We start from the raw sequence: 21,446 nt of genomic DNA, 5'->3' as shown, positions 1-21,446 counted from the left end.
ATAATCCTCCTGGATCATATAATTGGTCCGATCTTATGATGGCGTCGATCGCGTGTTTGAAAGATCGGGGTTTCAGGGTACAATAGGGACTATAAGTGCGTGTTCAAAAGCGGACTTTTTGAACAACCTCTATAACTAAGTTTAGCAAAGGAACCTATACCTATGAAACGTAACATCATCATTATCGTCCTGCTTCTTATCGCAGCAGGCGCTGTTGTCTATAATCAAGCCGGCGACGATATCCAGGCCGTCTTCATGCAGGAGAAGCCGCTTCCGACGGAGACGGGGGCCAAAGCCGGCCTGCTTGCCCCGACCTTTACCTTGAAGGGGATGGACGATAAGTCCTATTCCGGCGGCGGAGCGCGCGATAAAGCAATGCTTGTCAATTTCTGGGCATCCTGGTGCGAGCCGTGCAAGCAGGAGGCGCCGGAGCTCGACAAGTTGGCTGCAGAGTATGCAAGTGAGCTCGAAATCTACGGCGTGAACGTGTCCAAGTATGACAATGCGAAGAAAGCGCGTCAATTTGTTCAGGATTTTAACCTTCAATACCCGATCCTTCTCGATACGAAAGGAGAAGTGTTCGAGGAGCTGTATAAAGGGCAGGTTTTCCCGACCAACGTGCTGATCGATCGTAACGGCGTGATTCAGGAAATCATTCTGGGCGCTCCCGATCCCAAGGATCTTCGTAAAAAGGTGGCCAAGCTGATAAATTAATCGTTTGCTTAGCCAGCTGACAAAACCAAAAAAAGCGCGGCCGCCATGTCTTGAACATGGTGGATACGCGCTTTTTATATTGGACATAACCTAATGATTTACCAAGCCTTGCCTTGCCGCAGACTCATGCACCTGCTCCGGGGAAATCTGGCCGAGCAGCGCATAACGCATACTGTCCACCAGCGCTTCCCAGCTGGCCTCGATGACATTGCTGGATACCCCGACGGTGTTCCAGGCATTCTCGAAGTTCTTGGATTCGATCAGAACCCGGACCTTGGCTGCCGTTGCATCCTTGTCATCCAGCACCCGCACCTTATAGTCGGCAAGATGCATTTCCTTGAGCGTCGGGAAGTATTGGACCAGCGCTTTACGCAGCGCATTATCGAGCGCATTGACCGGACCGTTGCCTTCCGCAGCGGTATAAATGCTCTCGCCGGCGACGTTGACTTTGACGAAGGCTTCGGAGACGACCGGCTGTCCGGCCGACTTCTCGACCAGCATTTTGAAGGATTCGAAGGTAAACAGCTCCTTGAGCTCTCCGTTCGCTTCCCGAAGAAGCAGCTCCAGGGAAGCGTCTGCGCCTTCGAATTGATAACCTTCATGCTCGAGATCCTTGATCTTACCGATAATATGCTTGGATTGCTCGCTTGCCGGATCAAAGTCAAGCCCCATGTCCTGCGCCTTCGATACGATATTGCTCTGCCCCGCGAGCTCGGAAACCAGCACGCGCTGTTTGTTTCCGACCTTCTCCGGTTCGATATGCTCGTACGTTCTGGAATCGCGCAGGATCGCCGAAACGTGGATGCCCCCCTTATGGGCGAAGGCGGCGTTGCCGACATACGGCTGGTTAACCGGCATGTTAACGTTGGCGATTTCGCTGATATACCGTGCGGTATTCGTCAGCGTGCGGAGGTTGTCGTCACCGATGCACTCATACCCGAGCTTCAGCTGCAGATTCGGAATGATGGAGCACAGGTTGGCGTTCCCGCATCGTTCCCCGTATCCGTTCATCGTTCCCTGCACGTGCCGGACACCGGCCTGCACGGCGCTTAGGGTGTTGGCAACGGCAAGCTCGCAGTCGTTGTGGGTATGAATGCCGAGCGGAGCGCCAGGCAATGGACCCGTCAGCGACGTGACAATGTCCGAAATCTCGTGGGGGAGACTGCCGCCGTTCGTATCGCACATGACAAGCCAGTCGGCGCCTGCTTCCCGTGCCTTGGACAATACGGCAACAGCATATTCCGGATTGTTCTTGAAACCGTCAAAAAAGTGCTCGGCATCAAAAATGACCTCGAGGCCTTTCCGCTTCAGGAAAGCGATGGAATCATAAATCATGGCCAAATTCTCTTCGAGTGTCGTTTGAAGCGCCGTATGGACGTGGAAGTCCCAAGACTTCCCGACCAAGGTAGCGGCAGAAACGCCGGATTCCAGAATGCGAAGCAGATTGGCATCCTGGTCGGCAATGGAACCTTTGCGCCGGGTGCTGCCAAAAGCGGTTACTTTTGAGGTTAAGCCGAGATCCTGGACTCTTTTGAAAAATTCGATGTCCTTGCTGTTGCTTCCCGGGATACCGCCTTCAATATAATGAACACCAAGAGCATCGAGCTTCTTGGCGATTTTGACCTTGTCGTCCGCTGACAAGCTGATTCCTTCGCCCTGGGTTCCGTCGCGAAGTGTCGTATCAAAGATGGAAATGGACTTAGACATGATGTCCTCCTTTGGGTGTCCGGGATTGGACCGCATTGTTTATAATTTTGTATTATAGCATTTCTTTGCGGGAAAGTAACAGAGTAAAACAAACTTTTCCCGCAAGGGGCCCATCCATGACCCTTGCGAAGGCGGACGGTATGCTGGGGGCGTTAAATCGGGCCAGCCGTGCGTACATGATTTGCTTCGCGGACAAGATCATACAGGCATCGATCTCTAAAAACGGTATAATGGAAGAGGCACCATTTGCCTCAAGTACCGTAACCATCATTCAGACCGAACCTTAAATAATAGGGCTGCCCTATTCCCTATAAATTATGAAGAACCGTACCGAAGAAAGAAGGAATGCTGCGTGGGACCTATCGACGATTATTATCCGGCCAGCGGCCGCGTTATCCTGCATGTGGATATGAATGCTTTTTACTGCTCCGTGCATGAGGCGGAGGAGCCGGAGCTCTATCGTGGCAAAGCCACGGCCGTCGCAGGCAGCATCGAGCTGCGCAAAGGCGTCATCGTCACCTGCTCCTACGCGGCGAGGTCGCTGGGGATCCGCACCGGTATGAACGTGAGGCAGGCGCTGCGAATCTACCCTGACCTGATGATCATCCAGCCGGATTTCCATCTGTACCGCAAGTATTCCAATGCATTCATGAACATAGCTTATGCTTATACGCCGCTGCTGGAAGCGACTTCGATCGATGAATGTTACCTGGATATTACCGGCTCGAAGCAGTTCGGCACCCCTCTGGATATCGCTCGGGAAATCCAGGAGCGCATCCGCGAGGAGCTGTCGCTTCCGTGCTCGGTCGGCATTGCTCCCAATAAATTGCTGGCCAAGATGGCCTCGGACATGAAAAAGCCCAACGGGCTGTCCGTGCTGCGAATTCGGGACGTCCCGCAGGTGCTTTGGAACAAACCCTGCGCGGAGCTGTTCGGCATCGGGAGCAAGACGGCCGACAAGCTGCGCAAGCTGAACATCCAGACCATTGGGCAACTGGCTGCCGCCGACGAAAGCCTGCTGACCTCGACCTTTGGCGTGATGGGGTCATGGATGAAACGAGCGGCTAGCGGCATCGATCATGCCCCGGTCGTCGCGGAGCGGGAACAAAGCAAGTCCATCGGACACACGACCACGCTCCCGCAGGATGTTACCTCGGCTGAGGAGGCCAGAAGGGTGCTGCTGAACTTAAGCGATCAGGTAGCGCGCCGCCTCCGCAGGCAGGGCTTGGTGACCAGCGGCATTCAAATTACGCTGCGCACGCCGGACATGAAGACGATCACCAGGTCGAGGCATCTTGCCATTCCGACGGAAAATACCGAGGACATCTACCGGGAAGCATGCGAGCTGTATAACCGGCATTGGAAGCAGGACAAGCCTCTCCGTCTGCTCGGCGTCACGCTGCAGCAGCTCACGGCGAAGGAGGAATCAGCCATTCAGCTGGACCTGTTCGACTACGAGAAGCAGCCCAAGAAAGAGTCGCTGACCCGGGTGATGGACGAGCTGCGCAATAAATTCGGCGAGAGCGCGGTACTGACCGCCGGCATGCTGGGCGATGACCCATCGTCCTTAATCCGCAATCATAAGCGGAGAGGTACTTCTTTACAGATGGATTTTGTAAGGGAACTGGGGAACGATAATAAAAATACCGATCGTCAGGACCGAGATCGCGATTAGCCGTTTTTTGTTCGTCACAGAACAGCTCATTGGCCTGCAAGTACAGCCGATTTTTGTCGGAAAATGTTAGGAAATTTATTTGTATTCCTAAAACAATTGTATTAATATATGTAGATGGTGGCGGCAGAACCGTCAGCTTATACTATGTTTATAGAGATGTTTATAGATATACAGGAGGAAGAGAGACTATGGCGAAGTTTACTTGGGTAGATAAAGATACCTGCATCGCATGCGGCGCATGCGGCGCAACGGCACCCGACATTTACGATTACGACGACGAAGGCCTGGCAGAAGTTATTTTCGACGGGGACAACAACCGCGGGGTAACGGAAATTCCGGAAGATATGCATGACGACATGCTGGATGCTTGCGACGGCTGCCCAACAGATTCAATTCGGATTGCAGACGAGCCGTTTAACGCAGAATAACAAATTCCGCTCGATCCCTGATATTCCATCTTGAACTCATACCGACGTCCTCTGCCCGACTAAGGCAGGGGGCGTTTTTTCATATCCGGGGACTCATACATAATCGGAGCGTTTATTCCGATATACAGGATAATAGAGGTAAAAATGTCATTATAGGAGGCTCTCGAATGAACAATTCGCTGTACCTCAAAAGATATGTGGAGACGCATCCTGATAATAAAATGGCCTGGTACCTGCTGGGCAAGGAGTATGAGCAGGCCGGCGAGCAGGGCAAGGCGAACTACTGCTACAACAAAGCCGAAGGGGTCTACGAAGCCTTTGAGCTGAGTCAGGTCCCTTCCGACATATGGAAAAATTACGAGCAGCGCTTATTGGAGATGGAGAAGGACAAAGAGCGCAAGCGAAAGAGGACCCGGCGTTTGCTAGCGGCGCTGGTGCTGCTCCTGCTGGTTTTCCTTCCGCCCGCCCAGGCGCCGGGCTCCGCTACAGGGAATGTTGCGGAAATTTTGTTCCCGCCGCATGAGCCGGCGTCCGCCAATGCGCTCAACAAAGAGAAGCCGGATTCGCGCAAGGAACCGCTGTACACAGCCGTTGCTTCCGGCCAAGGCAAGGACTCCGCGGGTCCGCTGTCCTCATTGCTTCAGCATCCGCAGCAGCTGCCGAATTGGTCGGTTGCGCTGGGTATGAAGCGTTCGGGCAAATGGCTGCTGTGGAGCCGGGACATGGAACGGTTATACGGTCTGCATCGGAATGATCAAGGCGCGATCGCTATTCAGCCTTACGAGGGAGCAGCCGAAGAGTGCGATTGCGAGCCTGCGGACAGTTCGAGGCTTAAGCGGAGCGCGGGGCAGTGGGCCGATCTGCAGGTAGAGACGGCCGTTCTGCAGGAAGCGGCCAAACAGTATAAGGCTCGGCACGGCCGCCTGCCCAAAAGCTTGGATGAATTGACGCAACCGTTCCCGAGCAATTGGCTGTCCGGCCGCTCGAAAGCGATGGAGCAGATGTTCGAAACGTTAATGCGGCAGCAATCCCAAGGAACTGGCGGTCAGGGGCAACCGGGGCAGCCGGGGAACAGCTTGGAGGAACCTGGATATTGGGGGACTTCGCCGGACGGTGATCCCTTTTTCGAACAGCCGCTTCAGGTCATCATTGACCGGAAACGGCATCGGCTGGCCGTCGTAAGCGGCGGCATCCTGCTGCGTAATTATGCGGTCGGGCTCGGCGGAGCGAAAACGCCGCTGGGTGATTTTCATATCAACGATAAGGTAGTCAATCCGAACGGAACCACGAAGGGTCCCTACGGCACGCGGGGAATGCAGCTTTCCGATACGCTGTACGCGATACACGGGACGCTGGACGTGGACAGCATCGGCGCGAACGAATCCGAGGGCTGTATCCGTATGCTGACTGAGGATGTTGAGGAGCTGTTTGACCTGGTTCCGATGGGAACCGTCGTGAAAATAAGGGAAGGGGTCCTGCCCGAGGACCTGTGGACGCCGAAAGAGCGTTTTAAGCTCAAGCATACCCAGGGTCAGACCAACCCGGGCAAGGTGTATCACTGGCTGGATTAAGGCTGGGCGATCACAATCAGAACGATAATCAGGATAATCAGAAGAGCGATGCCGGAGCTGATCCATAGTATGGCCTTCTTATTAACCTCTTCTTTTTTCTGCTGCAAGGTCGGAGGCTTACGTTTGGCTGACATGTCTTTCCCCTCTTTCTCTCATGATCGTGAAATGATTTGTGCAATCTTCCTTTATTGTAAGGGGTTTGTCCTAAAATTGCCATATCGCTTTCAAGCCGGGACGATCGCTCAGTTTATGCCGAAGAACTTTCTTTTTGAGGAAGAAACGGATAAACTGAAGGATAGAGAAATAACTGGATGAGAGGAAGAGTGGATGTGCTGTACCGCAACATAGGCAAACCTATATTTTTTAGACTGGACCCCGAAAAAGCCCACCACCTTGTGGTTGGCGGCCTTGGACGTGCCTCCGGCGTGGTCGGCGCAGACGCTGTCATGCGGGGGATGTACGGTGTAAACGAAACGCCGGATTTGGCAGTGGACCTGTTCGGGCTTCATTTCCCGACGCCGGTCGGACTTGCCGCCGGATTGGACAAAAACGCTCACGCCGTCAAAGGCTTCTCCTCCATCGGCTTCGGATTTATGGAAGTAGGCACGGTAACCCCGAAGGGACAACCGGGCAATGAACAGCCGCGATTGTTCCGGCTTCCTCCGGATGAGGCACTCATCAACCGGATGGGCTTCAATAACGAAGGGGCCGAGGCCATGGCCAAAAGGCTGTCCGCACTCAAGGAACGCCGCATTCCGGTTGCCGTCAACATCGGGAAGAACAAGGCGACGCCAAACGAGAAAGCCAACGATGATTATGAAGCTTGCATTCAAGCTTTATTTCCGCATGGCGACTTTTTTGTTGTCAACATCAGCTCGCCGAACACGCCGGATTTGCGCAGCCTTCAGCATGGGAGCGAATTGTCATCCCTGCTGGAAGCCGTGATGAACGAAATGTCGCGGCAGGCGAAGATCCATGGGGGCGAGAAGGCCGTTCTGGTGAAGATTGCGCCGGACGTGAGCGATGAGGAGCTGGAATTCATGGTGGATACGATCAGCGCCAGCGGCGTTTCCGGCATTATCGCCACGAATACGACGCTTTCGCGGGACGGCCTGACGCACAGCAACGCCAAGGAAACCGGAGGCCTGAGCGGCAAGCCGCTGCGGAACCGCTCGACTGAGATCGTGTCGCGGATCTACAAGCAAACCGGCGGTTCGCTTCCGATTATCGGATCCGGGGGGATTTTTACGGCAACGGACGCTTATGACAAAATACGCGCAGGCGCAAGCCTGGTGGAAATTTATACAGCACTTATCTATGAAGGGCCTGAGGTGAACCGCAAGCTTCATTCCGGTCTCCGGGAGCTGCTTGCACGGGATGGCTTCAGCCATATTTCCGAAGCCGTCGGCGCTAATCATCGGTAAAGGGGTAAAGACAGGAGGCAAGGCGATGGACGTTAGAGACTGGGGGACATTTTTGCTTCCGTATGAGCAGACCGTTGAGGAATTGAAGGTCAAATTCAAGACGATGCGTGCCGAACTGAAAAAAAGGGAGGAATACGCACCCATCGAATTCGTAACGGGTCGGGTCAAACGGATTTCGAGCATACTGGACAAGGCGAAACGCCTCAATGTGCCGATGGACCAGTTGGAAACCGGGATTGAGGATATCGCAGGCATTCGCATTATGTGTCAATTCGTGGAGGATATTCGGCGGGTGGCCGAATATATCCGGGCGCGGAAAGACCTGACTGTGCTATACGAGAAGGATTACATTACCAATTTCAAAGAGAGCGGCTATCGGAGCTTTCATATGATCATTGAATATCCGGTGCAAACGGCTTTGGGGCAAAAGAAGGTGCTTGCCGAAATTCAGATCCGCACGCTGGCCATGAACTTCTGGGCTACAATTGAGCATTCCCTTAGCTACAAGTACCGTGAAAGCCTGCCGGATGACATTCGGGCGCGGCTGAAGAAGGCCGGAGAAGCGGCCAATACGCTGGATACGGAAATGTCGAGCATCCGTGAGGATATTTTGGAGGCGCAGCGGCAGTTCGAGGACGATTCCAATATTACGACGCAGGTGCTGAACGCGATACACAAGCTGTACTTTTTCCATCTGGTCAATGAAGCGATCGCATTCCAGAGCCGCTTTAATGCGATATGGCAGGATCATGACATGGATGAGATGAAGGTGCTTCTGGACGAAGTGAAGGAGCTGTTGGCGGCAGCCAAGAAGAAAGTAAATGAAGATGAGCTATGAGCCGCTGTATGTCGCTTACCTCGTCTATTTCAACCGGGACCGGGATTACTTCGAATGCCATGAGGTGTTAGAGGAGTTGTGGCTGGAGCGGGATCGCGATCCCAGGTACAAGGGGCTGCTGCAAGTGGCCGTCGGGCTCTTTCACTTCCGGAACAACAACGTACGAGGAGCATACAAGATGTTCACAAGCGCCGCCTCCCGGCTCGAAAGCTATCCCCGTGATGAACTCGGGATCTCGATGGGGAAGCTGGTGGGCGAGGTGCGGGACTACGCCAAGCAGCTGTTATCGTATGACGTTCATCCGTTCCCCTATAGGGATCTGACGATCGAAATTGGGGATACGGAGCTGAAGCGGGCGGTTTTGTTGGCATCGGAGCGGATCAAGCCGAACATACCGCAGCGGCGCAAGCCGGAGCGGGCACATGCCAAGTAGCGTCGAGAGAATAAGTAAAAAAAGAGCTGCCCGTCTGTAGAAGGATCTACGTGTGGGCAGCTCTTTTTTTTTGTATGATCATGCGATGGATCAGGACTCGGTGCCTTTATATTTGTCATCGATGAACTGTTTGATTTCCTCGACGGATTTTCCTTCGTCATGGAGCCGTTTTGCATCCTGCAGCTCGGTCAGGCAGATGCCGCACTGGGCACCATGGTCCGTCCATTTGACTTCGCCGTCCTTGCTCTCGGCGATGAAGCAGCGGTGAAGGGAATCATGATAGCCGGTCTCCTCGTCCATGCAGCCGCAGTAGCACTTGATTTCCTTGATAATGTCCTCAAGTTCTCCGACCGTGGCATAGGTTGCTTGCGTATTGTCGGTGTAATTGGACAGAAACTCCGGCATCACCGTCAGGCTGGCCGTGGTCTCGTATCGTTCGGAAGCGGCGCCGTGCTGATGGCTTGCAGCGGATTCTTTGCCGCCGCATGCGGTCAGCAGCATGCCCGATATGACGAAGGTAAAGAGAATGGCGCGGGTGCGGTTCATTTCGTCACGCTCCCTTTGTATTTAGCCAGGAATTGCTTGAAGTCGTCGATGGAGTAGCCTTCGCTGGAACCTTCCGGTTTCAAGCCGCCGACCATGCGTTCCTTCTCTACGCCGTTCTCGAAATAAACGAGCGTCGGGGTGAACTCGATGTTGTATTCTCTCCAGCCCTCCTGATACTCGCGGAGATTGTACTGGTGCATCGTAATGCCGGCGTCATCGGCCAATGGCATCAATTCCGGGGTCGTCGCCCGGCAGTGCGGACAATCGGAAGCAAAGAAATACACGAAAAAGTTCTCTTTGTTGTCGACCTTGCTCTTCAGCTGATCCGGCAAAATGATTTGCTGGTAATTCGGATCATTAAGGAGCTCCTGTGTAGCCGGGTTCAGGCTGGAGACCTTCTTGCCGCCGTATAAATCGCTTGCTTCTCCTTGACCGTTCAAGAAAACGAGTGCGGCAACCAACAGTACGAAGACTCCCCCGAAGGCGTATAACGCGGTGTATTTATTCTTTTTTTTGCGGTTCATGGATCCACCCCCTAATGAGTAATATAAACAAGGACTTGTCCTTTTTAATGTAGTTTATTATACAATATTAAAAGTCGCAGCGGAACATGCGAAAGTTCGCTTCGGCTGTGCGAACATACACTTCAAACCGATACGATACAGAACAGGTAGGTACTTAGTATGGCATTACGTCTGCCTTCGCCGTTTCTGGCGAAGATGAAATCGCTGCTCGGCGAAAACTATGACAATTTTATGAAGTCTTATGAACAACCCCCGTTTGCCGGCATTCGGGTGAACACGCTGAAGATCGGCAAGTCCGATTTCTTGGAAATATCCCCCTTTGCCCTTGCGCCCATCCCCTGGTGTCCAACCGGTTACTATATTCAGGAGGGGGAGCGCCCGGGGCGGCACCCTTACTATCATGCAGGGCTTTATTATATCCAGGAGCCGAGCGCCATGGCTCCCGTCGAGCTGCTTGATGTTACGCCGGGCGACCGGGTACTGGATTTGTGCGCCGCTCCGGGGGGCAAATCCACGCAGATTGCGGCGAAGCTGAAGGGGCAGGGGGTGCTGATCAGCAATGATCTGCATCCGGACCGCACCAAAGCGCTGGCCAAGAATTTGGAGATGTACGGCGTGCGGAATGCCGTGGTGCTGAATGAGGAGCCGGAGCGGATTGCCGGGGCTTTTCCCGAATTTTTCACGAAAATATTGATAGATGCTCCATGCTCCGGCGAAGGGATGTTCCGCAAAGACGAGTCCATGCTGAAGTACTGGGAGGAATCGTCTCCGCTCAAGTTTGCGGAGATGCAGCGGGACATCCTGAAATCGGCGGCAGCCATGCTCTGCCCGGGAGGTCGGCTCGTGTATTCTACCTGCACATTCTCTCCGGAAGAGAATGAAGGGATGATTGCGGAGTTTCTGAGCGAACATCCGGATTTTCGCGTGGTTCCGGTGGATCATTCGGAATTCTTTTCCCCGGGAGAAACGGACTGGATGGCGGGCCAAGGGAACGTGAAGGACGATGTGCTGGGACAGCTAGCCGGCACCGCTCGATTGTGGCCGCATAAGGTCAGAGGCGAAGGGCATTTCATGGCCGTGCTTCAGCGGGAAGGCGAGCTGGACCTCCGGGAGGCCGAGAAAGACCAAGCTCCTTGGATCCAGACAGGCAGCCTGAACCACGGTTCGCTTGCTGTCTCCCCGCGGGCCGACTCATCCCGAGAGCGTAAAGGGAAATCCGCTCTCCGGGAAGAGCGGCCGGGAAAACCCGGGAGGGGCAGCAACGGGGCTTCGCGTCAGCAGGCATCCCGCCGAAGCGGGGGAGATCGTCAGTTCAATCCGACTTCGATCGACCCGTTCCAGGCCTTTATCCAAGAGCAGCTGCACGTAAAGCTGCAGGGATATCCCGTTGTCTACGGCAGCCATGTGTACGTATCGCCACTGCCGGAGGAGCGTCTGAAGCAGCTGAAGGCCATCCGTCCCGGATGGTACATGGGACAGCTGAAGAATGAACGGTTCGTGCCGGGGCATCCTTTGGCCACGGCGCTGCAAGCGGATGAGGCCGCCCGGCATGTGAGCCTGTCTTCCCAGGACGGCGAAGCGGTCCGGTATTTGAAAGGGGAAACCTTGTCGATTCCGGAGGAACGCGTGACGTGCCGGCCGGGTGCTGAAGCGAAGGGTTATGTGTTAGTGTGTATAGACGGATACTCGGCCGGCTGGGGTAAATGGCAGTCAGGCATGTTGAAGAACGAGTATCCGGCAGGGTGGAGGTGGACATCGGTATGAGTGGCAAAGGCAGGACTACGCAAAGACTGGACAAGGTGCTGTCCAATCTGGGATTCGGCTCGCGGGCCGAATTAAAGAAAAAAGCGAAGCAGGGGAGCATCGTCGTCAACGGAACGGTAACGAAGGATCCGGGAAAACATGTGGATCCCTACGCGGATATCATTGAGTTTGAAGGGGAAACCATTCAATACCGGGAGTACGTGTATCTCATGCTGCACAAACCTCCGGGCGTCGTCTCGGCAACCGAGGATCTGCGCGATCGTACGGTGCTGGATCTGCTGGATGCGGAATATCGGGTCTTTGAGCCGTTTCCGGTGGGCAGGCTGGATAAAGACACGGAAGGACTGCTGCTGCTTACGAATGACGGCAAATTGGCCCATGAGCTGCTGTCGCCCCGGAAGCATATTCCCAAGACTTATGAAGCGACCGTAGAGGGCCGCGTGGACGAAGAGGATGTGCGTCGGTTTGCCGCAGGAGTCACATTGGATGACGGATACGTAACCTTGCCCGGAGAGCTGGCGATCCATTCCCATGAGGAACGGGACGACGGAGTCTCGCTGTCGCGCATCTCGCTGACCATCCATGAAGGCAAATTTCATCAGGTCAAGCGGATGTTTGAGGCGGTAGGCAAAAAAGTCGTGTATCTCAAAAGAATCAGCATGGGCGAACTTCGATTGGATGAAAATCTCGAGATCGGAACTTACCGGGAGCTGACCGAGCAAGAACTGGCTTTGATCGGAAGAGCCGGATCAGAATAGAGAAATAGAGACTTAAAGGATGGATGGAGAATGGGATACAAATTGGTCGCGCTTGACGTAGACGGAACGCTGCTGAATGATCATCACGAAATTACGGAGAAGACCAGGAACACCGTGATGGAAGCCGCAAAACAAGGGGTAGAGATCGTACTGTGCACGGGCAGAGGGCCGCTGAATTCGATTCCTTTCATGAAAAGCATGGGTCTCGGCGGTTATGTCATCAGTCATAACGGCGCGGCAACGGTCGAAGTGGAGACCCATCACATCGTGCATCAGTTCGGCATGGACCCGGGTCAGCTGGAACCCTTCATGAAATATTGCCGTGAGCACGGGGTGCATTTTGACGTGAATACCGCCTTCGAGATGTACGTGGACCAGGTGGATGAGCTTGCCGGACCGGTACGTTCGATGTACGAAAACTATTTGATGCTGCCAAGCAATCTGCCGTCATGGGAGGAGCTGTCGGACCCGGTCGTGAAATTTACGGTATTCGGCGAATCCGCCGATATCGACCGCGTCTATGCGGATTGGAGCAAGTGGACCCTGCCCTTCAACATGCTGCGAAGCGGCGAGTTCTTTATCGACCTGATGCACAGCCAAGCATCCAAGGGAAATGCGCTGAAGCAGCTGGCAGCCAAAAGAGGCTATCGGCCGGACGAAGTGCTGGCCATCGGCAATTACTTCAACGATATTACGATGCTCACTTACGCGGGCATGGGCATTGCGATGGATAATTCGCCGGTAGAGGTCAAGGCCGCCGCCAATGCGGTAACGGCTTCGAATAACGAGGACGGCGTACACGAAGCGCTGGTGAAATACTGCTTGTCGTAAAAATTGAATACTGCAGAAGCGAGAACCCGCCATGGGACACTTGAAAAAGTGCCCGAAGGCGGGTTTTTTGCGTGAATGGGAGCCGGTTAACCGCATTCTCTAAGAAGATGAAGACAAGCATATCCTTCCAGATTTGGATTGACACGATAGAAGCGTCATGCTATTTTTATAAATGAAAATGATAATCATTATCAGTTATAAAATCTGAAACCCCACGCCTGCATATCGTTTTATCGAAAAAAGGAGGCAGCTCATGCATACGGAAGAAGAGCAGATCATAGATAACGCATCGGATTCGGATCGCAGCGGAAAAACCAGCCTGGTGGAGATCAAGGAGTACATCGACAGCCATTATCACGAAGCGTTAACCATTGGCAGACTGGCCGGAATGGCTAATATCTGTCCCAAGTATTTCGTAGACCTGTTCAGGAAGACATTCGGCCAGACCACGATTGATTACCTGACGCATGTTCGCATGAATCACGCCAAGCGTTACTTGGCCGAATCGGACGATCGGCTTCGGGATATCGCACAGAAGGTTGGTTATAAGGACGAGTTCTATTTCAGCCGGATATTCAAAAAGAAGGTGGGCATGTCGCCGTCGGAATATGCCCGAAATTCGAGGCAGCTGATCGCGGCCTGTTCTTCTGCGATCATCGGGCAGCTGGTGGCGCTGAACGTCATTCCAGCCGCCGCGCCGCTTGATGCGAAGTGGACCCCGTTTTATTACAATGCCTACAATTCGGAGATCAAGTCCCGCTTGAAATTGACGAACCCTTATCCGGACAGCCGCTTTGAGGAGAATATCGAGCAGCTGTTCCGCGCCAAACCCGACGTCATTATCGGCATGGATCACCTGGGTGAAGAGGAAATCGCCAAGCTGGAGCCTATCGCCCCCACCTTCATTGTTCCGTCCCATGCAGGGTGGAAGAAGCAGCTGGAGCTGATCGCGGCATTCCTGAACAAGGAAGAACAAGCACAGTTCTGGATCGGACAGTATGAGCGGAAAGTGGCGCGGGCACGCTCGCGAATGCAGGAAGTGGTGGGGAATGATCGTGTTGCCGCGCTGCGGATATATGGGCAAAATCTCTATTCCTACGGTAACCGGGGGCTTGAGGAAGTGCTGTTTCAGGATTTGCAGCTCAAGGGAGCTTGCCGATCTGATGCCAGCCGGAATCAGCAGATAACGATGGACGATTTGCTGCGGTGCGATCCGGACCGGATTCTGATCGCGGTATGCCCGGAAGCCGCATCGCGGCGCTATTGGCTCGCGCTCCAGCATTCCGCCGAATGGCATAGGCTTCGAGCCGTCGCTCAAGGAAGGGTCTATACGATCTCGTCCGATCCTTGGTTCGAATACTCCGCGCTTGCCGTGACGAGAATGCTGGACGAGGCGATGCTGCTGTTTACAGGAGATAGTCCAAACGGAGTTCTGGATAAAAGCCATGGTGAATCGTTTGCTACGTAATATATACTCGTCTTAATTGAGAATCATTATCACAGGAGGAGATACATTGTGGCAAAACGTTTCAATCGTGGAAAGAGAATTTGGAGGATCAATATAGCGGCACTTGCGTGTTGTGCCGTCATCATAGGCTTGCTGTCAGGCTGTGGGGATAAGGCGGAGACCGAAGCGTCCGGTGGCGATCAGGAGGCAGCGAAGACCGCAGCGGTGGAGACGTCCGGCAAAGCAGGGAGCAGCCAAGCGTCGACGGAGGAACCAGGGACGAACCGTGAGGAGACGTCCACGAAGGAGGAACGTACGGTAACGGATGAGCTTGGGCACGAAGTGAGGATTCCGGCTGAGGTGAACAAGGTGTTTGCGCCGAACATGGAAGATTCCTTGCTGAAGCTCGGCGTGAAGCCCGTTGCCCAATGGGCCAACGGCAAGCAAGGACACTCTTATTTGCAGGAGGAGCTGGACGGCATTCCCCTGATCGATTTTTCGGGTGGCTTGCCTTCGCCGGAGGCCCTGATGTCCTACGAACCGGATCTTATCGTGCTTCACACGGAGACTTACGCGGCGGACGGCACCTATGAGAAATACGCCAAAATCGCGCCGACGTACGTATTCAAAAATGCTTCCGGGAATGTCGAGAAATCGCTGACCACCCTGGCAGATCTGCTCGGGAAGGCGCCGGAGGCCGAGACCGCCTTGAAAAATTATCAGCAAAAAGCAAGCGAAGCGAAGGCGAAGCTGAGTTCCGTGGTGGGGGACAAGAACGTGGCCATTATCCGTTTCGCACCCAGAGGAGTCAGTTTGATGGGCGGAAATTACCTGTGCGGATATGTCATCCATCAGGACCTGGGACTGGGCAAGTCCAAGCTGGTCGAGAACGAGAATGCAGCTAACATATCCCTGGAAATACTCCCGCAGCTCGATGCGGACTATATATTCGTCATCAACGCCTATGATCAAGGAACGGAACGCATGAAGGAAATGACGGAAAGCCCGATCTGGAAAGGCATGCCCGCGGTCAAGAACGGTCAGGTCTATGAAGCCGATAACGAATACTGGCTGGGAAGCGGCCTGATCGCTTACGAGAAAATCGTGGATGACGTCGTTCGCTCCATTGCGGGTCAATAGGAGGAACATATGAGCCATCATACGACTTCCGTAGACATGATGAGGCGCAGCGTGGTGCTGGCCCGTGCGGAGCATTGGGGGATGCGCTCGAGGGGCGGGCGCCGCTATCGAATCATAACGGCACAGCCGACGGGACCGGCCCCGCCGTCCGGATATCCGGTCATCTATTTACTGGACGGCAACAGCGTGTTTCACACGATGGTCGAGACGCTGCGCCTGCAGTGCCACAGGCCGGACAAAACCGGGATATTGCCGGCTGTCGTTGTAGGCATCGGTTACGAGACGGAGGGGCAGTATGCTTCGGACCGGTTCTATGATTACACGCCCTATCCAAACACGAAGTTCAGGAACAAGCTGGACGGGGATTCCGTGCCGGAGCAGGGGGGAGCTGCTGAGTTTCTGCAATTCATCGAGGAGGAGCTGAAACCGCAGATCGAGGGCGAGTTCAACATTGACCGGCATCGCCAGACGATATTCGGCCATTCCCTCGGCGGGCTGTTCACGCTCTATGCCATGTTCAGCAAACCGCAGGCGTTCTCGTGTTACATCGCCGGCAGCCCTTCTATTCACTGGAATTCGGAGTGTCTACGCGAGCTGGAGCAGCGCTATGCCGATCAGGTCAAGGAACAACCTTATCCTGTTCGGCTGCTGCTTGGCGCAGGAGAGCTCGAAAGGCCCCACGTCACCGGCAATTGCATCCGCGCATCTGAGCTCGCCGAACGTCTGGCTGTTCTGTCCGAGTACGGCATACATGCCGAATTCAAGGAGTTTGAGGGGGAAGGGCATCTATCCGTGCTGCCAGTCCTCATCAGCAGAGCATTACGGTTTGCCCTTTACCCTGAACACGAAGGAGATGATCACCATGGAGAGTACAGGCATTAGAGGAAAAGTAGCGCTCGTGACCGGTGCCGCCCAAGGAATAGGCGAAGCGGTGGCACGGGCCCTTGCCCGGCAAGGAGCCGTTGTAGCGGCCTGCGACCGAAAGGAGGCCGAGCTGCTCCGCCTTGCGGCCGACCTATCCGGATCAGGCGTTCATGCCGCGGCTTACAAGACGGATGTGAGCCGCAGTGCCGAGGTTGAAGCGATGGTCGAACGGGTTGAGGATGAGCTGGGACCGATCGAGATTCTCGTCAACGTTGCGGGAGTGCTGCGGGTCGGCGGGGTCGAGTCGCTTACCGACGAGGATTGGCAGGCCCACTTCAACGTCAATACCCACGGCGTATTCTACACCTCGCGCTCCGTCGTGCGACGCATGGCGAGCCGTCATTCCGGAGCTATCGTGACGGTAGGCTCGAATGCGTCCAAGGTTCCGCGGTCCCAGATGTCGGCCTACGCAGCCTCCAAGGCGGCGTCCACGATGTTTACGAAATGCCTGGGGCTCGAATATGCCCGCCACCATATCCGCTGTAACGTGGTTTCCCCGGGCTCTACGGATACCGAAATGCAGCGTTTGTTATGGAAGGATGAACATGGTGCAAGGCCCATTATCGAGGGGGCGCCGGACTCCTTCCGCCTCGGCATACCGCTTGGCAAAATCGCAATCCCTTCGGACATTGCGGATGCGGTCGTTTTCCTTGTATCCGATCGGGCCGGGCACATGACGATGCAGGACGTATGCGTGGATGGCGGCGCGACGTTGGGATGCTGAGCATTTACGGGTTTTCATGCTTGATGATTTTCTAAATTCAATATACTAGGTAGGCTCATAAGCAGAGAGGAGACTGAAATGTTACGCTATGATGCTCCAACCGCAGCGGAGGCTGCGCAACTTATGGAACAATACCAGGTCGGTTCGTCTTTCTTCTTCTCATCCCCTCGCAAGACGCTGTTAACGCATGGAGAGTACTCAAGACTACTGCCGGTTCCCGCGGGAACCGGGCACAGATCGCTGCCGGAACGCGTCCGTGAATTGCTGGAATTCGCGAAGCAAGCGGGACGGCCGGATGCCGTTGTTGTTGGCGCCATACCTTTTGACATTCAAAAACCGGCCAGTCTGTTTATTCCGCTTTCGGCCCAGTGGCACGATTCCCTTCTATTCTCTGAAGGCGGGGATCCGGAAATGCCCCGAATTTCCAGTTACAAGGTGCTTTCCGTTCCGGAGCCGACGGCGTTCAAGGAAGGCGTGAACCGGCTGCTGGACCTCATTTCTCAAAAGAAACTCCATAAAGCGGTGCTTTCCCGAACGCTGGATATCACGCTTCCTCATGCCCTGTCCATTCCACAGATATTGACTCATTTAGCTTATCACCACTCCCATGGCTACACGTTTGCCGTACCGTTGGCACCCGAATTGTCCCACGCTTCAAGCCCGTATGCCGTTGCATCCACCCGGACGCTGTTTGGCGCAAGCCCCGAGCTCTTAGTTACGAAGAAGGGTTCGCGAATCAAAGGAAATCCATTGGCGGGCTCTGCGGCACGAAGCGCCGATCCCGCTGAAGATCAGCGGCGGGCGGCAGCCCTGCTGTCATCCGCCAAAGACCGATATGAGCATGCCATCGTAATCGATGCCGTGGCATCGGCCTTGCAGCCTTATTGCAGCAAGCTGGAGGTTCCCGCCGAACCTTCGCTCGTACAGACCAAAGCCATGTGGCATCTATCCACCGAAATCAATGGCGTCCTGAAGGATGAATCGGTAACGTCATTGGAGCTTGCCCTGGCGATGCATCCGACGCCGGCAATCTGCGGCACGCCGACCGATGCGGCCCGGGATGCCATACAAGAGATCGAGCCGTTCGATCGCGGCTTCTACTCGGGAGCCGTCGGTTGGTCGGATGCCAACGGGGATGGCGAGTGGGCGGTGACGATTCGCTGCGCAGAAACGGAAGGAACCTTATTGCGGGTGTTCGCAGGTGCAGGAATCGTGACCGGTTCCATAGCGGAGGCGGAGCTGGCCGAGACTTCGGCCAAATTCCGCACGATTCTGGCCGCGATGGGTTTGAATGAGCAACAAACAACGATGTCGGAGGAGGAATGAGGAATGTTGGCAGGTTGTAAGGCTTGGCCGGAGGAATTTGCCGCCAGCTACCGGGAGGCAGGCTGCTGGCAGGGCGAAACCTTTGGAGAGCTCTTGCGTAAACGGGCTGCAGCGCATGGGGAACGGGTTGCGGTCGTGTGCGGCGACCGGCACATAAGCTACGCCGAGCTGGACAACCGGGTGGATCGATTGGCCGCGGGATTTCTTAAGCTCGGCATTAAGGCACAGGAGCGGGTTATCGTTCAGTTGCCGAATATCGCTTCATTTTTCGATACGATATTCGCGCTGTTCCGGATCGGAGCGCTTCCCGTCTTCGCTCTGCCCGTTCATCGCCGGAACGAAATCGTATATCTGTGCGGCTTTAGCGAAGCCGCCGCGTATATCATTCCCGATATGGAAACGGGCTTTGATTATCGCGACCTGGCGGCTCAGGTTCAGGCATCGGTGCCTTCCCTCCGCCATGTCATCGTAGCCGGCGACCCGGGTCCGGGGGCGTTCGTATCCCTGGACGATTTGTACCTCGATGATTCGGAGCGCTCTTTGTACGGATCAAACACGGAAGGCCCTGATCCCGGCGATGTCGCGTTTCTCCAGCTGTCGGGCGGGACGACCGGACTGCCGAAGCTCATACCGCGCACGCATGACGACTATATTTACAGCTTGCGCATGAGCGCCGAAATCTGCTCGCTGGATAAGGATAGCGTTTATTTGGCGGTACTTCCCGTCGCGCATAATTTCCCGCTCAGCTCGCCGGGCGTGCTGGGGACGCTGTATGCCGGAGGCAGGGTTGTTCTTGCCCGGTCAGCGAGTCCGGATGCGGCATTTCCGCTGATCGCTTCCGAGGGCGTCACGATAGCGGCGGTCGTTCCGCCCCTGGCCATGATTTGGCTTGAAACGGCACCATCCCGTTCCGAAGACCTCTCCAATCTGCAGGTGCTGCAGGTAGGCGGGGCCAAATTCAGTGCGGAGGCGGCCAAACGCGTGCAAACGGTGCTGGGATGCAAGCTGCAGCAAGTGTACGGGATGGCGGAAGGCTTGGTGAACTATACCCGGCTGGATGACCCCGAAGACATAACGGTGCATACGCAGGGGCGGCCCATGTCCCCTTACGATGAAGTGAAGCTGGTCGATGAGGATGATGTCGAGGTAGCCCCCGGCGAAGTCGGGGAATTGCTGACACGGGGGCCTTATACGATTCGCGGCTACTATAAAGCGGACAAGCATAACGAAAAGGCTTTTACCACGGACGGCTTCTATCGCACGGGTGACCTTGCCAGCATGACGCCTTCAGGTTACCTGGTGATCCAAGGCCGTTCCAAGGATCAAATTAACCGAGGGGGGGACAAGGTTGCAGCCGAAGAGGTGGAGAACCATCTGCTTGCCCACCCCAGCGTGCACGATGCTGCCGTGGTCGCGATGCCGGACGAGTATCTGGGCGAGCGGACCTGCGCCTTCGTTATCGTTCATCATGGCGCGGTTAGCGGCAATGAGCTGAAGGCGTTTCTCAGGAATAGAGGGCTCGCTGCGTACAAAATCCCGGATCGGGTGGAATTTATGGATTCCTTCCCCCACACGGGTGTCGGCAAAGTAAGCAAAAAGCAGCTGCGGGAGCTCGCGGCTCAGAATCAGGACGCACGGCTGAAACTTTCCAAATAATATCGAAATGAGGAGATATGGATGGCACTTCCTAAGATTTTACCTTATCCCATGCCAGGGGAGACCGACCTGCCCAAGAACAAGGTAGCATGGACGGCGGATCCGAACCGTGCCGTGCTGCTCATCCACGATATGCAGCAATATTTCATCGACGCGTTCACGCCTGATCAATCGCCGGTCGTGGAACTGATCGCCCATATTCAGAAGCTGCGTTCCTGCTGCGCGGAGCTTGGCATTCCCGTGATCTATTCGGCCCAGCCCGGGGGCCAGGCACCGGAGCAGCGCGGCCTGCTGCAGGATTTCTGGGGATCCGGCATCAACGACGGTCCCTACCAGAAAAAGTTCGTGGATGCGGTGGCGCCGTCGGAACGGGATATGCTGTTGACCAAATGGAGGTACAGCGCCTTCCAGAAGACCGATCTGCATGAAATCATGCGCGAGTTCGGCCGCGACCAGCTGATGATCTGCGGGATCTATGCTCACATCGGCTGTCTGTTGACCGCCGGCGAAGCTTTCATGAAAGACATACAGCCGTTCTTCATTGCGGATGCCCTTGCGGATTTCTCGTTAGAGAAGCACCGTCTGGCACTTGTTTATGCAGCGGAACGCTGCGCCGTTACGCTGACCACGGAACGACTGATCGCTTCGCTGACTCCGGCGCGTCACCCCGTCTCGGGTCGTTCCGAAGCTCGAACCGGAGAGGGAAGACCCGCAGATGCTGTGGAGGAGCTATCGCCGCTCACGCTGCAGACGCTGCGAGAGAACGTAGCGGAATTGCTGCAGGAACGGCCGTCGAGCATCGGCGAGGATGACCATTTGATTGAATACTGGGGACTGGATTCCATTCGCATCATGAGTTTGGCCGAGCGCTTCCGGCGCGAGGGCTTGGATATCAGCTTTGTGGAGTTGGCCGAGCAACCGACACTGGCGGGCTGGTGGGGATTGCTTTCGGACAAGCAGAACGTGCGCGTGTCACCGCCCAATTATGATTACTATACGGTGTAAAAGGAGGGAAT

Annotated in this window: 21 protein-coding genes; 17 read left to right on the top strand and 4 right to left on the bottom strand. The window is 55.1% G+C overall.

The features are described from left to right. The first annotated feature begins 162 nt into the window (after positions 1–162). A complete protein-coding gene (locus RB297_RS11440) occupies positions 163–714 on the top strand; it encodes a TlpA family protein disulfide reductase (protein WP_096776051.1) in 552 nt (183 codons plus the stop codon). Between the two features lie 90 nt (positions 715–804). On the opposite strand, the gene cimA is transcribed toward RB297_RS11440, so the two are convergent. After that, positions 805–2,421 carry a citramalate synthase gene (gene cimA / locus RB297_RS11435; RefSeq protein ID WP_015736688.1) on the bottom strand — a complete coding sequence of 539 codons (1,617 nt, stop codon included), beginning with the start codon at positions 2,419–2,421 and terminating at the stop codon, positions 805–807. A 352-nt stretch (positions 2,422–2,773) separates the two neighbouring features. On the opposite strand from cimA, the gene RB297_RS11430 reads away from it, so the two are divergent. From RB297_RS11430 to RB297_RS11420, 3 genes are all read left to right on the top strand, one after another. Further along, positions 2,774–4,096 carry a DNA polymerase IV gene (locus tag RB297_RS11430; protein WP_096776050.1) on the top strand — a complete coding sequence of 441 codons (1,323 nt, stop codon included), beginning with the start codon at positions 2,774–2,776 and terminating at the stop codon, positions 4,094–4,096. 188 nt (positions 4,097–4,284) lie between these two features. Next, entirely contained in the window at positions 4,285–4,524 is a 240-nt protein-coding gene (locus RB297_RS11425) for a ferredoxin (RefSeq protein WP_009594795.1), read from the top strand. A 167-nt stretch (positions 4,525–4,691) separates the two neighbouring features. Next, a complete protein-coding gene (locus RB297_RS11420) occupies positions 4,692–6,095 on the top strand; it encodes a L,D-transpeptidase (RefSeq protein WP_375120477.1) in 1,404 nt (467 codons plus the stop codon). Here RB297_RS11420 and RB297_RS11415 read toward each other — a convergent pair. Beyond that, positions 6,092–6,229 carry a hypothetical protein gene (locus RB297_RS11415; protein ID WP_015736685.1) on the bottom strand — a complete coding sequence of 46 codons (138 nt, stop codon included), beginning with the start codon at positions 6,227–6,229 and terminating at the stop codon, positions 6,092–6,094. The genes RB297_RS11420 and RB297_RS11415 overlap by 4 nt on opposite strands. A 195-nt stretch (positions 6,230–6,424) precedes the next feature. Here RB297_RS11415 and RB297_RS11410 point away from each other — a divergent pair, with 195 nt between their 5' ends. From RB297_RS11410 to RB297_RS11400, 3 genes are read left to right on the top strand one after another with little or no spacing between them, the layout of a single operon-like run. Then, complete coding sequence (locus RB297_RS11410; RefSeq protein WP_375120597.1) at positions 6,425–7,519, top strand: quinone-dependent dihydroorotate dehydrogenase; 1,095 nt, start codon at positions 6,425–6,427, stop codon at positions 7,517–7,519. Between the two features lie 25 nt (positions 7,520–7,544). Further along, positions 7,545–8,357 (top strand): GTP diphosphokinase, encoded by an 813-nt coding sequence (gene yjbM, locus RB297_RS11405; RefSeq protein WP_096776046.1) that lies wholly within the window; start codon positions 7,545–7,547, stop codon positions 8,355–8,357. Then, on the top strand, positions 8,347–8,790 hold the full coding sequence (locus tag RB297_RS11400) for a DUF309 domain-containing protein (RefSeq protein WP_090909553.1): 444 nt from the start codon (positions 8,347–8,349) through the stop codon (positions 8,788–8,790). The genes yjbM and RB297_RS11400 overlap by 11 nt, the downstream gene beginning before the upstream one ends. 90 nt (positions 8,791–8,880) lie before the next feature. On the opposite strand, the gene RB297_RS11395 is transcribed toward RB297_RS11400, so the two are convergent. Next, the gene (locus tag RB297_RS11395; RefSeq protein ID WP_090909435.1) at positions 8,881–9,336 is read right to left on the bottom strand and encodes a PCYCGC motif-containing (lipo)protein; all 456 of its coding nucleotides are present in this window, start codon (positions 9,334–9,336) and stop codon (positions 8,881–8,883) included. Then, a complete protein-coding gene (locus tag RB297_RS11390; protein WP_375120476.1) occupies positions 9,333–9,860 on the bottom strand; it encodes a thioredoxin family protein in 528 nt (175 codons plus the stop codon). The genes RB297_RS11395 and RB297_RS11390 overlap by 4 nt, the downstream gene beginning before the upstream one ends. A 159-nt stretch (positions 9,861–10,019) precedes the next feature. On the opposite strand from RB297_RS11390, the gene RB297_RS11385 reads away from it, so the two are divergent. The 10 genes from RB297_RS11385 to RB297_RS11340 all read left to right on the top strand — a co-directional run bounded on the left by RB297_RS11385 (position 10,020) and on the right by RB297_RS11340 (position 21,435). Further along, positions 10,020–11,624: an RsmB/NOP family class I SAM-dependent RNA methyltransferase gene (locus tag RB297_RS11385; protein WP_375120475.1), complete on the top strand. Its 1,605-nt coding sequence runs from the start codon at positions 10,020–10,022 to the stop codon at positions 11,622–11,624. Beyond that, a complete protein-coding gene (locus RB297_RS11380) occupies positions 11,621–12,382 on the top strand; it encodes a pseudouridine synthase (protein ID WP_096776043.1) in 762 nt (253 codons plus the stop codon). The genes RB297_RS11385 and RB297_RS11380 overlap by 4 nt, the downstream gene beginning before the upstream one ends. A gap of 30 nt (positions 12,383–12,412) precedes the next feature. Further along, positions 12,413–13,213, top strand: a complete 801-nt coding sequence (locus RB297_RS11375) for a Cof-type HAD-IIB family hydrolase (RefSeq protein WP_015736678.1) — start codon at positions 12,413–12,415, stop codon at positions 13,211–13,213. Positions 13,214–13,466: 253 nt separating this feature from the next. Then, entirely contained in the window at positions 13,467–14,681 is a 1,215-nt protein-coding gene (locus RB297_RS11370) for an ABC transporter substrate-binding protein (RefSeq protein ID WP_375120474.1), read from the top strand. A 48-nt stretch (positions 14,682–14,729) separates the two neighbouring features. Next, entirely contained in the window at positions 14,730–15,800 is a 1,071-nt protein-coding gene (locus RB297_RS11365) for an ABC transporter substrate-binding protein (protein ID WP_375120473.1), read from the top strand. Between the two features lie 9 nt (positions 15,801–15,809). Continuing rightward, the gene (locus tag RB297_RS11360) at positions 15,810–16,682 is read left to right on the top strand and encodes an alpha/beta hydrolase (protein ID WP_375120472.1); all 873 of its coding nucleotides are present in this window, start codon (positions 15,810–15,812) and stop codon (positions 16,680–16,682) included. Continuing rightward, positions 16,663–17,448, top strand: a complete 786-nt coding sequence (locus RB297_RS11355) for a 2,3-dihydro-2,3-dihydroxybenzoate dehydrogenase (RefSeq protein WP_096776039.1) — start codon at positions 16,663–16,665, stop codon at positions 17,446–17,448. Before RB297_RS11360 ends, RB297_RS11355 begins: the two co-directional genes overlap by 20 nt. A 78-nt stretch (positions 17,449–17,526) precedes the next feature. Then, on the top strand, positions 17,527–18,774 hold the full coding sequence (dhbC, locus tag RB297_RS11350; RefSeq protein ID WP_375120471.1) for an isochorismate synthase DhbC: 1,248 nt from the start codon (positions 17,527–17,529) through the stop codon (positions 18,772–18,774). Between the two features lie 3 nt (positions 18,775–18,777). Then, positions 18,778–20,430, top strand: coding sequence for a (2,3-dihydroxybenzoyl)adenylate synthase (locus RB297_RS11345; RefSeq protein ID WP_375120470.1), 1,653 nt, complete (start codon positions 18,778–18,780; stop codon positions 20,428–20,430). Between the two features lie 21 nt (positions 20,431–20,451). Then, a complete protein-coding gene (locus RB297_RS11340; RefSeq protein WP_375120469.1) occupies positions 20,452–21,435 on the top strand; it encodes an isochorismatase family protein in 984 nt (327 codons plus the stop codon). Positions 21,436–21,446 lie beyond the last annotated feature (11 nt).

It is taken from the genome of Paenibacillus sp. CR_12 (assembly GCF_041953985.1).
Lineage (GTDB): Bacteria > Bacillota > Bacilli > Paenibacillales > Paenibacillaceae > Paenibacillus_AQ > Paenibacillus_AQ lautus_A.
Note: the sequence above shows the minus strand (reverse complement) of the source record. Positions and strands in the feature narration are given on the sequence as shown.